Genomic DNA, 13,100 nt, shown 5'->3' with positions numbered 1-13,100 from the left:
CCCCTCCCATGCAACTCTTCAAAGCACTACGAACGTTCGTCTCTGCAGACGTTGATCTCACACGTCTTGACCTCGACACGCGAACTTCGCTGGAGTCTCCAGTTGTGCCATTGAACGGCCTTACAGCCTTCCGAATGGCCTTCGATGGTCAGCCAACGGCTGCCGGTGAAGTAGTCAGTGAACATAACGCGCTAGAGATCTCAACGGTCTATGCCTGCGTTCGCATCATCGCTGAATCTATCGCGACCATTCCTTTCCGTGTGTATCAGACCGATGGCAAAGCACGCACTGAAGCCACGACTCACACCCTCTCTTATCTCCTCGGCACTGAACCCAATCCTGACATGAGTGCAGCGACCTTCTTTGAGTCGCTGTCAGGATGCTTGGCTCTCACCGGCAACGCATACGCCGAGATTGAGCGCGGAACGAAAGGATCAGTCGTGGCTATCTGGCCTCTTGATCCGCACCACACCGAACCTGCACGCCTGAACGATGGAACTCTCATCTACATCACTCGCGATGGCACCAAGAATGGTGAAGAACGCCAGCTTCAGGCAAAGGATGTCATCCACCTCAAGCTCTTCTCTCAAGGTGGACTCAAAGGACTCTCCCCGATTGCGCTGGCACGTCAAGAACTTGGTTTAGCGCAAGCACAACTCAAGTCTGGTGCTCGCTTTTATGGCAATGGCTCGAAGGCTGGTGGCATCCTCACACCGTCATCGCCGCTCACACCCCTACAGATGCAACAAACCAGAGAGTTCTGGGAACAGCAAGTTGCCGGAGTGAATCAAGGCCGTATCGGTGTTTTACCGGCGGACTTCAAGTACACGGCCCTCGGGCTATCGATGGAAGACGCTCAGTGGCTTCAATCACGCGGTTACACCCGCAATCAGATTGCAGCGTTATTTCGCCTTGATCCTCACTGGGTTGGCGATACGACACGCATGAGTGATGCGAACCATGAGCAGTCTTCACTCTCGTTGATCCAAGACACGCTTGCACCGTACCTCACCAAGTTCACCCAAGAATTCATGCGTAAGCTGCTTCCTACAACGGGAAGATCGCGCAGTGTCTATGACCTGCGATTCGATCTCAGTGAACGCCTCAAGACAGACTTGAAGACCACGATTGATTCCCTGGCGATTGGCCGTCAATGGGGAGCCTACAGCGCAAACGATATGCGTCAGGCATTAGGCCTCAACCCCATCGGGTCTGAAGGTGACATCTACCTCGATCCCGTCAACATGATGGACGCTCGCAAGTTCGCTGAGTGGTCGCCAATCAAGCCCACGCCTCCAGCCGAACCGGAGAACAAGTAACCCATGAACAAACATGAAATACGCTCCGTGACTGCGGAGCTTCGAGTCGCTGCGTCTGAAGATGGCACTCGAACACTAACTGGCTTCATTCCTTACAACACTGAGAGTGTTGACCTCGGTGGCTTCACTGAAGTCATTGCACCAGGCGCATTCGCTGAGGCTCTGCAACCAACATCTGATGTGCTTGCCTTACGCGATCACGATGCCAAGCTCCTGATGGGCCGCACAAAGTCAGGCACGTTGATCTTCACCGATGCCACCGATGGACTTCGCTATCAAGTGAAGCTGCCTAATACGACAGCAGCAAATGATCTCGCTGAAAGCATCGAACGTGGTGATCTTGATGGAACATCCTTTGGCTTCTCGACTGATGAAGACAAATGGATCAATGCTGATGGCAAGGTCATTCGCACCTTGCTCAAGGTGAACCTCTTTGAGGTGTCACCATGCAGCTTCCCCGCGTATCCAGATTCCGGCATCGCTCTACGTTCAGCACCTGTTGAGATTCGCAGCCTGATTGAAACCCACGATGACGACAATGAGACGGACTCCATTGCCGATCAATGCCAGTGTCATTGTCCTGCTTGCTCCGAAGACAACTGTGCTGATTGCTCGAACGCCGATTGTGAAGACGATCTATGCGATTGCGACGACAGCTCAGAAGAAGACTCTCTCCGCAACGCTATGCACATGATTCTTTCTATCCGCCAGCGTAGATAAAGCCCAACACCAACAAGTTCACGCAAGACCTCACCTGCTCATGCCAGCGGGATGGGATTCGTGCGTCCAGATTCACCATTTCTCCCACCTCACAAGGATTCCTCCCGATATATGAACCTCGCAGACCTACAAGAAAAACGCATGAAGCTCATGCTTGATGCTTCCAAGATTGCCACTGAAGGCACACCCGAGACACGGTCCGCATTCGACAAGATGATGGCCGATGTTGATGCCATTGATGCAGACATCGCACGTCTTGAGCGTGTAGCCAGCTTTGAAGCAGAGCAACGCACTCGCACTGTTCGCCCTGCTATTGACGGCAGCGAAGAGCGCAGCAATCAAATCAAGCAGTCCTTCCGCAACTACCTCATGAATGGCGCTATTGAAGCTCGTGACCTTACCGTTGCAGGCCAAGGCATCATGATTCCTCAGCTGTTCGATCCTGCTGTCATCTCCGCTCAGAAGAGCTACGGCGAAGTCTATGACGTAGTGAACATCTTGAAGACCGACCACGGCAACCCAATCAAGATGGTGCTCGATAACGACACCACTGCTGGCCTTGTTGGTCAGACTGTTGGCACCGATGCTGCTGAAGTTGATCCAACCACGTCAAGCGTCACCCTTCAGGTAGATACCTTCAGCACCGGCATCATTAAGGTTGATAACGGCTTAATCACTGATGCTGGCTTCGACATTGAAGCGTGGATTCGTGACAAGTTCGCCAAGCGTTTCTTCCGTGGCGCATCCAGCCTCATCATCAACGGCAATAGCGGCAACGTAGCCTCTCTCACCTATGGCTACAGCTCCAACGCCTTCACTTCAAACGCCACTGGCGTGTTGAAGTATGTTGACTTCGCTACTGCGATAGGAACACTTGATCCTGCGTATCAGGCAAACGCCGTATGGGGTATGAGCAACGCAACACTTGCTGCTGTCATAGCGTTATCTGACTCCAATGGTCGTCCCTTGTTCTTACCTGATTACGGCAACGCTGCAAACGGCTACGTTGGAACCATCCTTGGCCGTCCTGTGAAGCTCATCACTCAGCTTCCTGGTGTGGCTACAGGTAACACACCCATTCTGTTCGGTGACTTCAAGGAAGCCTATACCTTCCGTCAGCAGAACCCCGGCTTGAGCATCCTTCGCTTGAACGAGCGTTATGCCGCTGGCTACGAGACTGGCTTCGTGGGCTTCGCTCGCGTTGGTGGTGTTGTGACTGATGCAGGCACTCATCCTCTCGTAGGAATCACCATCAAGTAATGCTTCAGAGGAGTCGCTATCCATCGATAGCGGCTCCTTATGTTTTGCAGCAACCAGCAGCCCGGTCCGCGCTACAGCGTGCCTTCCCTCCGAATGCAAAAGTTCTCCCTACAACTCGTCACACCGCCAGCGGTGGAACCCATCTTGCTACGCGAGGCGAAACTCCATCTTCGTGTGGACTTCACGGATGACGACGATCTCATTACGGCACTCATCTCTGCGGCTCGCCAGCATGTAGAGAACATCCTGAATCGTGCGATCTACGACCAGACATGGTGCATGACGCTCGACCAGTTCCCTTACGCCGAATCACTCCGAACAATCAGTCCTTCGACACGCGAGAACTACTTCGGCAACGGCTACTACTTCAGCTTGTGCCAGGTCTTCATTCCGTTCGCCAAAGTGTCATCGATCAACTCGATCACATACCTTGATGGCGATAACCAGACAGTAATGCTCGATGCCTCCACGTATGTAAGCGACCTTGCCTCAGAACCAGCACGCATCGTTCCTGCGAACGGTGGTTCATGGCCCTATCCCTCCTGCTACGTTCCCGGCTCCGTCAAGATCACCTTCACAGCAAGCACCTACGGCGATGGCTCTACTGTTGCCAACTGTCCAGCTCCCATCCAGCAAGCCATGCTCTTGCTCATCGGCCACTGGTACGCCAATCGTGAAGCCGCTTCCGAGAAGCCACTCACCAATCTTCCCTTCGCTGTAGATGCACTGCTCGCACCGTACAGAAATCTCGCAATGGCGGTGTAAGCAATGAACGCAGGCAGCCTCAATCGACGCATCACCATTCAGCAACAGTCCACATCACAAGACGCCTACGGTCAGCAACTCGCAAGTTGGACAGACGCATTATCGACTTGGGCTTCGATACGTGCGGCGACAGGCAAAGAAATTTATGCCGCATCAGGCTTCGTGTCGGAACTCTCCCACATCATCACGATCCGCTATCCGGCTATCAAAGTCTCCAATGCAATGCGCGTTCTGTACGACAATCGCATATTCAATATCCAAGCCGTAAGCGACCCCGATGAAGGTAAGGTTCAAACAAACCTTCTGTGCCTTGAGGTAGACGCTAGTGCTTAACTCCGGTCTCGTGTCTCTACTGAATAGCGATGAAGCACTCACTAGCCTCATCAGCGGTCGCATCTACCCAGTTCTTCTCCCTGAATCACCCACATATCCAGCGACCACCTATCGCACCCTTTCAGCCATCCCCACGTATCAATTCGCCGGCTCAGCAGGCATGGTCACAACTCGTATCGAGTTCACCGCGTGGGCGACCGACTACGGAACTTGCAAGGCGATCATCGAAGCGATTCGGAATGTTCTCGACGGCTTCACCGGTGCGTTAGGTGATGGCACCAACGTTTCAGCTTGCCTCCGCGCTGGCGTGATGACCGACGCATTCAACTCTGACGCTCGACTGTACGGCGTCTCCGTCGATTACAAGCTGACGCACACCGAGTAGCCCCCACACACATCCCCACCGATTCACCCAACCGTGTCTCCGACGCGGCGATCCCTCACGTTTCAAAAGGACACATCATGGCAACCAGTTCATCCACATTCATTCTTGGTTTCGGTTCGACACTCAGCATCGCGACCTCATCCACAGGCACCGCAACACCCGTAAACCAACTCTCGAAGATCACGTACACCGCAGAGAAGGCCGACTACATTGATGTGACGACTCTCTCTTCACCTTCCGCTGCCGCTGGCGGCCCCGTAGTGAAAGAATCTGCGCCCGGCACAATCACACCCGGAACAGCTTCCGTGACAGGAATCCTTGATCCCGCTGGCGACCCCGGTCAGGTGATGGTGTCGGCTTCCTTCGATACGCAAACACTTCTGTATTTCACCCATCAGTTCGCACCCGCTTCCAGTCAGACTACCGGCGCGAAGCGCACGTTCACCGGCTACATCTCGGAGAAGCCCACTATGGACGCCAGCCTCACGGATGCCGTGAATTTCAACTTCAGCATTCAAGTCACCGGCGTCATCGCTTACACCCCCGGTTCCTAAGCACTAAGAGGCTCCCGTCGCGGAGCCTCAACCTTTTGAGGTCTTATGTCCGAACACAATCCATTACTTCCGACGGTCTACCTCGACATTGCAGGCAAGAAACGCAAGCTGCTCTTCGACTTCAACGCCATCATCAAGGTTGAGGAGTTGACCGGTATCAATCTATTGCAAGCCGTCGTCAGTGACCTCGAAGCGAAGAACATCCGCGCGTTGTTGTACGCATCGCTTCTTCACGACGAACCCAACCTCACCATCGAAGAAGTCGGTTCGTGGATCACGCTGAAGAACCTCGCGAACATCCGCACAGCTATCAATACCGCATGGTTCGCTTCAATCGAGGACATCGAAAAGATCGATGATGATTCATCCTCGGGGGAAGCGGAGACTCCAAAGGTAGAGGTCTAACCGTCTCTTATCTCTGGAGTCGTGCTCGCGTTGATCTTGGACTCTCGACAGATGAGTTCTTTCGCCTCACGCCTTCGCTCCTCCATCTTTTATTGAATCGCCATCGTGACCGCCTTCTACACGAAGAGATGGTCGCCGCGCTCACGACAGCAGCGGTAATCAATCACTCGTTCTCACCGCCTGAGAAGGGTGTGTCGTGGATGGACTTCGCTCCTCATTACCGCGAGTTCAAACGCGGAACGAGCAGAACAAGCCTCAACGCCTCTCAGCTCAAGCAAGTCAGCGACTTCAATGCGTTCGCCTTAGCTATGGCTGAACAGATGCGACAGGAATCTCAATGTCAGACGACTTCCAACAACTCAGAGCCAAGCTCGACCGACTCAAGCGAGACGCATTAGTCGCCGCCGAACGTAAAGCCCTGCGATCCACCGGTGAGGTCATTCGTGAAGAGTTGATGACACTCGCGCCTGAGCAAGCTGGCAAAGCTGAAGGCTTACTAGCCGTCGGTGAGTTGAAGGCTTCGTTCCGCTCCTACGTCCGCATCGCGAGGGACGACAAAGCAGCGAGCGGGACTGAGGACACGGTCGTAGTGATGCCCAACACCAAGGTCACTCGCGACGTTCTCGGTTGGTTAGAGCGCGGCCACGCAGGACGCACCAAAGATGCGAACCGTACTAATCCCAGACCATTCGTACGTGCCGCTCAAGATGCGGTCGAAACGAAAGCTGTAGACACCTATCGCGAGGTGATGACGAGCGAAATCAAGAAGGCATTTAATGAGTGATTCGATTGCAGTTGTATTCAGTGCTCAGACCGGCCAGTTCGTCGCATCAGTGGAAGGCATGGATGCAGCCGTCGCAAAGTCGGCTGAGACCGTTGCGGCTGCGAAAAACGCCATTCTCAAGTCCTACCAGCAACAATCTTCCGCTGCCGCAGAGCAAGGTGCATCCGCCGAGAAGCTTGCCTCGATGCAGGAGAAGGCTGCTGCCCGCCTCTCATCTGTTACGGAAGAGAACGCACAGCGGATCATCAACTCGATTCAGAGGATCAGCGACAAGCAGAAAGCCGTTGCGTCTGAACTCGCCAACCTCAAGGTTCCAGAAGCCAAGGAAGGCGATGACATCACCAATAAGCAGCGTGCATCTGCATTGTTGCGCGGTGGTGGTATCCGTGCGGGTGAATCCTTCCTCACTCAGTTCGGTGCCTTCAACGCACTCAGCTCCACGATATTCCCTGCACTAGGCCTCGCCGCAATTGGTGAGGAAGCCGTCAAGCTCGGCAAAGAGCTATACGACGCGTTTGATTTAGGCGGCACGCGGGCACGACAGACCGCAAGCGAAATCCGTGAAGTCAACAACTCGATGCGCGATGAGAACACGTCTCTGGACGTGCAGATCGACAAGCTTCAGGAAGAACAAGCCAAGCTAGAGAAGAAGCCATTCAATGGTTTGAAACTGACTCTCGATGAAGCCGCTGAGTCAGCGCAAAAACTGACGACCAAGCTTGATGAAGTGTTTGCAGCACAGCTCAAAGTGTTGCAAGGCATGGCTGCATCAACGCCTCAAAAGATCTTCAGTGGTGGTTCTGACACGCATCAAGAGCAAGTGATGTTGCAGGAACACCAGAAGTGGATATCCGCAGCACAATCACCTGAGACTCAACTCAATGAGTCGAAGAGCTATGCGAATTCCCTCCAGACACGTCTCGCTGAGTTGAAGCAGAAGCAAGCCGACAACAATGCGACGATGGCGAATGCATCCCGGCAAGGCGTCGGTTCCCTCCCTCTGACCAGCTTCAACGAAGAGATAAGGGCCACGCAGCAGTTGATCCAGTGGCAGCAGGTGGAACAACAAACCATCGAGAAGACCATAGCGTTGCAAAAGCAACAGGCGGCAACTCAAGGTGCGAGAGACAAGCATAACGATGCGTTGCTTGGACATGGTGACACAGAGGCAGCGAACAAAGCCGCTGAAGCACGCCTCAAGTCGATGGAAGCCTACGTCTCCGAATGGAAGCTCCAAGCTCCGGTAGACGCGAAGGCTCTCTACGATTATTGGGAAGTGCAACGATCAGCGTTCACCATTGGCAGCAACCAATACAACACCGTTGTCGCGAAGCAAGCCCAGTTAGCCGAGGAAGGTGCTCGCCGCGTACACGAAGGCATTGCGAAGTTCATCGAGGAACAGAAGAAACTGTCGGTTCCTCTCACACTTGATCGTAATGTCTCCGTCGTCGGCAATAGTGATGCCTCCGCTCGTGGCTTACAGAACGAATACGCCAAGTCTGCACTGTCGGGCGATGAGGTCACCGCATCGGTCGCTCGCACCAAGGTTCAAATAGACCTTGCGAACGGCTCCATCTCTCAGCTCACAGCTACACAGAGACTCGCGGCGATTAGCGCAGGCCTTCACGCTCAACGTTTGGCCGACTTGGATGCTCAGATCGAGCAACTAAAGAAGGACGGTTCATACGACTTCGTGACCGACCGATTCGCTAGCGACAAAGACCAGTCGAAGTATGTCGAGTTGCAGGCACAGAAGACGAAGGAAGCCGGTCAGGCATCAGTTGAGGCTATGCAATCGGCAGCTACGGCAGCCGGTCAGTCCTGGTCAGGTGCTCTAATTCAGGCCAACAACTTGTGGGTTCAGTCAGCACAGGACTCGGCCTCACAAGTGAAGTCCATCTTCGATGCGACCATCAATGGATTCAACGACAGTCTTGTCAATTTGATTACGGGCAAGAAATCCAACTGGAGCCAGCTCTTCACCGGTATCGGCGGCATGATGGCGAAGGATGGTCTTCAGCAAGGCGAAGCCGCGTTGCTGGGGAAACATTCGATGTCGTCGGCCTCTAACCTCGGCGGCATGGCGAGCCTCGCTTCGCTCTTCCACTCGAAGAAGACAACGCCTGACGCAGGTACAGCCGACCTCTTACAGGACGGCGCAGACTTCTCTGGTGATGATGCAGTCGCCGCGACAATCTCTTCCTTCATGAGCAAGATTGGTGGCTGGTTCTCCAGCATCTTCGGTGGTAACCGTGCGATTGGTGGCGGTGTCAGCGTTGGTCATGTGTACAGGATCAATGAAAAGCCCGGACAAGAGTTCTTCGCACCCTCGGTGAATGGAACGATGATCCCCGCTAATGCCGCAGGATCAATGTTCGGCGGTGGTTCCTCCGCGATGTACACGATCAACGTCCAGAAGGGTGTCACACCTGAAGAGTTCCATCAGGGTGTGACCTCCGCGCTTCAGCAATACCACACCCAAGTGATGCCCCACGGCGCACGCGCCGCAGTGAGCGACGGCAATTCCCGTCGTGGATCAAGACGATAAAGGAAAACTATGACAGGATTCACAACAGTATCAGGCGCGCATCTACAGGATGCGAGTGGGACACTCGTCACAAACTCGACGATCAAATTCCAACCCGTTGACAACAACGGAAGACCTCTCTCGTTCCGTGCTGGCGGCGACGGTGGACAGGTCATCGCAATGGCGACAACCGCGACGGTGACCAATGGTACATTCACCACAACACTCGCCGACACAACTCTCACAACGCCTGTGAATGTTGGTTATCGTGTCACCGTCGTAGACAACGTCACAGGTGACCTCCTACTGAGTCACGGTTATGAATGCGTGCAACCGTCTGGTGTAACGTGGGACTTTGATTCCTACGCGCCGAATCTCGCAGCACAGAACACCGTGCAGTATGACCTCACCGCCGCTCTCAAAACGCTTTCGACCGAACTCGGCTTCAACACAGTGACCTCGTATGGTGACGCGACCATCGCCTGCAACAACACCACTCCGACTGGCATCTTCGCTGGTGTAAACACATCTGTTGCGACGTCAGGCGCGTTGAAGAGCATCACCTATCAGTCCGCAAGCTCTGGCGGTACGATGACGTTCTACTTACTGCACGCAAATAGTGGTGGTCTACTCGTAGTCGATGACGTATGGACGATCACAGTCCCCCACGCTGGCACGGTGAAGCTAGTTGCTGGCGTAGACTTCTCAGCTCGCAACGTCTCGGTAGGTCAGTACCTCGGTTATTACACCGCGACTAACGCCACGGCCACATTCGGGGATGGCACTCCTGGTCCCGGCTTCATCTTTGTAGGTGGTAACCCCGGTGCGGTTGGCTCATCTTTTGGCGTGCAAAGTATGGCGCAAAGTGGTGAGTTGGCGTTGGCCTTCGAGGTGCAAGAGGCAACTGTCGATGTCGAAACCGTTGCGAGCACAGCTCAAGAAGTCGTCACAGAGACGAAGAGGCTATCCGGATTACGCTTCGGCGTATTCGGTGATTCAATCTCCGCGCAGTTTGCTAACCAATGGCAACAGCGCGTGTGCGACATCACTGGTATGACGTGGGTCATGCAAGATGCACGATACGCTCGCTATACCAGTCAAATCTTTGAGAACTACACGCTGTCAGGTGGTGTCTACACGCGGCACGACAGTACGACCAGCCCAGCGTCGAACCTCATCGGTGTGGCTACCGGCAACACGCTTGCACAAGACCTTGCCAACGTGGACGTGTTGTTTATCGAGCTACTGACAAACACTCCCACCAACACCTTCGGTTCCTCTACGGATGCACCCGGTACAGCCTCAGCCGCCGGAGATATCAGCACGGCTCTACAAGCGTTGTTCACGGCCAAGCCAACACTTCGTATCGTATGGATCACGCCATACCAAGCGAATCCGGGTGCGGCTGCTATGGCGAGTCAGTCTCAGTTTGTTGAACTCAACACGCTCATCAAGCAGATAGCGACACTATGGGGTATAGGTATCGTCGATGGTGGTGCCATCCCGATCAATCCGTCCACATGGTCAACGTATCTACGCGATGGGGTACACCCCACCGATAGTGCATATCAAACGCTCTACGGACCGTGCATCGCGGCACAGACGTTAGCTCTGCTCGGCTAAAGCAATCCCCTTCCTTCTACACATGAAAGGTCTCCTTCGGGAGGCCTTCTTTATTGGAACTCCCCATGGTCATAGACACATTTCAAGGCGTGAGCGTCCTCGCGTTCCCGACCTCTCCTGCGCCAAAACAAATTGAGTTGACGATGAACAACGTCGTCGCTGCACCGACGAATCCATTCACTGGTTCAACTCAACAGGTGCTGGCATGGCCGGGTGGAGACTTCTGGTCGGCGCAGATCGCGATGCCGAAGCTGACGCCCCAACAGATACCGACGTGGCAAGGGTTCCTCGCTGAGTGTCGTGGAAAGCTCAACACCTTTTTGATTGGTGACCCTTCGTACAAACATCCTCAAGGAACCGTTAAAGGTGTTCCGGTCGTCAATGGTGCACAGTCCGCGATGGCGACGACGCTCAGCACCAAAGGTTGGACACCGAATAGCTATCGCTTACTTCTCCCCGGCGACTATCTGCAAGTTGGCTATCGCCTTCATCGCGTGATCGACGTCGTGAACTCAGACGCCAACGGTGACGCCACTATCAGCCTGTGGCCTTCGCTCAGAGAAGCGGTAACGGATGGTCAGGCCATCATCTTGAACAACCCTCGTGGACTATTCAGGATGAGCGACAACAAGCAATCAATCACTATCGATGAGACTCGTTACGGTGCTCTGACTTTAACCGTCGTGGAGGCTCGCTGATGAGAAATCTCTCCACAGCCATGCGCGCGGCACTCACGGCACGCGTTCTACGGCCAGCCATCCTCATCGAACTCACGTTCAAGAGTGGGACATACTTCGTCCACACGGGCATCGGCCAAATCACATGGAACGGCAACACCTATCTAGGCGTTGGTTCCCTCGGTAAGGTCGGCACGATCACAGAGAACACCACTGTTGAAGCCGCAGGCACCACACTCACCCTTACAGGTGTTGATCCGACGTTATACGCGGATTGCATGACCGACATCGTGACCGGACTTCCCGCTCGCATCCTTCTCGCTTGCCTGTCAGGTTCAACCGTCATCGATGCTCTGGTCATCTTCTCCGGTCTTGTCGATCAACCAACCATCACCGAGAACTCCGACGACATCACCGTCACGCTCGCCTTAGAGAACGCTTTGACCAATCTGCAACGTCCGCATCGTTCGCTTTACACGGCTGTAGATCAACGAATGAAGTGGCCTAACGACAACGGCTTCGACTGGATTACCTCGCTCATCGACACCGCGAACACTTGGGGATAACGTACATGCAACGATCATCAACGTGGCTCACCAAAGAGCTTCCCGACTACCTCTTGTCCTGCTATTCCAAGCCCTTCGTTTGGGGAACGCTGGACTGTTGTCTCTTCGCCGCTGGCGCGGCTCTCACGATGACCGGCGTGGACATCGCCGAAGAGTTCAGAGGTAAATACACCGACGAAGCCTCGGCTTTCGCACTGATCAAAACCGTCACCGGTGGCTCCACTGTCGCCGATGCTTTCGCGTGGTGTGCCACGAAGTACGGTATGACCGAATGGGTAAAGTCCGATGGCTCTCCTCAGCCCTTGATGGCGAAGCGTGGCGATATCGTCGCCTGTCTCAACGGCGAACAACTCATCGCTGGAATCATCGACCTCTCTGGTCGCTACGTAGCCGCTATGGCAGAGACGGGATTCATCCGCTTACCACTCAGCTCGATTCAACGTGCATGGCACGTCCCCGCCAACTAGACACACATTCATCACATACGCCACCTTCGGGTGGCTTTTCAATTGGAGTTTCTTCATGGGCAAGGCTATATCCGTCGCCGGAATGATCGAGATTGCGGCTGGCGTCGCTCTGCTCGCTTCACCTGTTGGTGGATTCGTCGGGACTTTATGGTTGCCGATGGTTCTCAGTGGTGCATCCGCAGAGTTAACTCAGATCGCTTCATTGTTCCAGTCGAACAACGGAATCATGAGTACCATCCGGCAGTCGGCAGCACCTCGACGGGTCATTTACGGAACTCAGAGAGTTGGTGGTGTGGAGATTTACGAGTCCACCACAGGCGGTTCCAAAGACCAGTACAACCTCGTCATTGTGTATGCGTGTCACGAAATCACATCGTTTCATGCGATGTACTTGGACGGTCGCCGGCTGTACTTCACAGGAACTGATGGCGACTACGTCGTTCGTAACGGAGATGGCTTCGGTGGTGGTGGCAACGGTGTGACCTACACCGGACCAAACGGTCAGCAGTACAGTTTCGCCAATGCGGTGTCAGGTCATCGTGGTGTCTACGTTGTCCCTCGCTTTGGTGACCAGGCCTTCGGTGACTACATTCAAGGTCTCACCAACAACGACCCTACATGGAACACCTACGTGTCTCCGAACGGGACTCGCGATTACCCATCTGTGATGGGTTGTGCCTACTGTTACATCAAGGTCGAGTACAACACCGACGAC

General features: G+C 54.3%; 15 protein-coding genes. All 15 read left to right on the top strand.

From position 1 onward, the window contains the following. Positions 1-8 precede the first annotated feature (8 nt). On the top strand, positions 9-1,319 hold the full coding sequence (locus OHL11_RS13745) for a phage portal protein (protein ID WP_263372098.1): 1,311 nt from the start codon (positions 9-11) through the stop codon (positions 1,317-1,319). Positions 1,320-1,322: 3 nt separating this feature from the next. Beyond that, the gene (locus OHL11_RS13740) at positions 1,323-2,039 is read left to right on the top strand and encodes an HK97 family phage prohead protease (protein ID WP_263372097.1); all 717 of its coding nucleotides are present in this window, start codon (positions 1,323-1,325) and stop codon (positions 2,037-2,039) included. A gap of 111 nt (positions 2,040-2,150) precedes the next feature. Then, positions 2,151-3,299 carry a phage major capsid protein gene (locus OHL11_RS13735; protein WP_263372096.1) on the top strand — a complete coding sequence of 383 codons (1,149 nt, stop codon included), beginning with the start codon at positions 2,151-2,153 and terminating at the stop codon, positions 3,297-3,299. Positions 3,300-3,392: 93 nt separating this feature from the next. After that, positions 3,393-4,064: a head-tail connector protein gene (locus OHL11_RS13730; protein WP_263372095.1), complete on the top strand. Its 672-nt coding sequence runs from the start codon at positions 3,393-3,395 to the stop codon at positions 4,062-4,064. A gap of 3 nt (positions 4,065-4,067) precedes the next feature. Further along, positions 4,068-4,397 carry a phage head closure protein gene (locus OHL11_RS13725; RefSeq protein WP_263372094.1) on the top strand — a complete coding sequence of 110 codons (330 nt, stop codon included), beginning with the start codon at positions 4,068-4,070 and terminating at the stop codon, positions 4,395-4,397. Next, positions 4,390-4,782, top strand: a complete 393-nt coding sequence (locus tag OHL11_RS13720; protein ID WP_317890655.1) for a DUF3168 domain-containing protein — start codon at positions 4,390-4,392, stop codon at positions 4,780-4,782. Before OHL11_RS13725 ends, OHL11_RS13720 begins: the two co-directional genes overlap by 8 nt. Positions 4,783-4,859: 77 nt before the next feature. Next, positions 4,860-5,336: a hypothetical protein gene (locus OHL11_RS13715; RefSeq protein ID WP_263372092.1), complete on the top strand. Its 477-nt coding sequence runs from the start codon at positions 4,860-4,862 to the stop codon at positions 5,334-5,336. 45 nt (positions 5,337-5,381) lie between these two features. Continuing rightward, entirely contained in the window at positions 5,382-5,741 is a 360-nt protein-coding gene (locus OHL11_RS13710) for a hypothetical protein (protein ID WP_263372091.1), read from the top strand. A 337-nt stretch (positions 5,742-6,078) separates the two neighbouring features. Continuing rightward, positions 6,079-6,525 carry an HK97-gp10 family putative phage morphogenesis protein gene (locus OHL11_RS13705; protein ID WP_263372090.1) on the top strand — a complete coding sequence of 149 codons (447 nt, stop codon included), beginning with the start codon at positions 6,079-6,081 and terminating at the stop codon, positions 6,523-6,525. Continuing rightward, a complete protein-coding gene (locus tag OHL11_RS13700) occupies positions 6,518-9,073 on the top strand; it encodes a phage tail tape measure C-terminal domain-containing protein (RefSeq protein WP_263372089.1) in 2,556 nt (851 codons plus the stop codon). Before OHL11_RS13705 ends, OHL11_RS13700 begins: the two co-directional genes overlap by 8 nt. Before the next feature lie 9 nt (positions 9,074-9,082). Beyond that, the gene (locus OHL11_RS13695; RefSeq protein ID WP_263372088.1) at positions 9,083-10,675 is read left to right on the top strand and encodes an SGNH/GDSL hydrolase family protein; all 1,593 of its coding nucleotides are present in this window, start codon (positions 9,083-9,085) and stop codon (positions 10,673-10,675) included. Between the two features lie 65 nt (positions 10,676-10,740). Continuing rightward, positions 10,741-11,373 carry a hypothetical protein gene (locus tag OHL11_RS13690; protein WP_263372087.1) on the top strand — a complete coding sequence of 211 codons (633 nt, stop codon included), beginning with the start codon at positions 10,741-10,743 and terminating at the stop codon, positions 11,371-11,373. Then, positions 11,373-11,918, top strand: a complete 546-nt coding sequence (locus OHL11_RS13685) for a hypothetical protein (protein ID WP_263372086.1) — start codon at positions 11,373-11,375, stop codon at positions 11,916-11,918. The genes OHL11_RS13690 and OHL11_RS13685 overlap by 1 nt, the downstream gene beginning before the upstream one ends. Positions 11,919-11,923: 5 nt before the next feature. Then, on the top strand, positions 11,924-12,385 hold the full coding sequence (locus OHL11_RS13680; RefSeq protein ID WP_263372085.1) for a DUF6950 family protein: 462 nt from the start codon (positions 11,924-11,926) through the stop codon (positions 12,383-12,385). Between the two features lie 55 nt (positions 12,386-12,440). Then, a partial coding sequence (locus tag OHL11_RS13675) for a hypothetical protein (protein ID WP_263372084.1) occupies positions 12,441-13,100 on the top strand: 660 nt, incomplete at its 3' end.

The sequence above is a fragment of the Granulicella cerasi genome (genome assembly GCF_025685575.1).
Taxonomy (GTDB): domain Bacteria; phylum Acidobacteriota; class Terriglobia; order Terriglobales; family Acidobacteriaceae; genus Granulicella; species Granulicella cerasi.
Note: the sequence above shows the minus strand (reverse complement) of the source record. Positions and strands in the feature narration are given on the sequence as shown.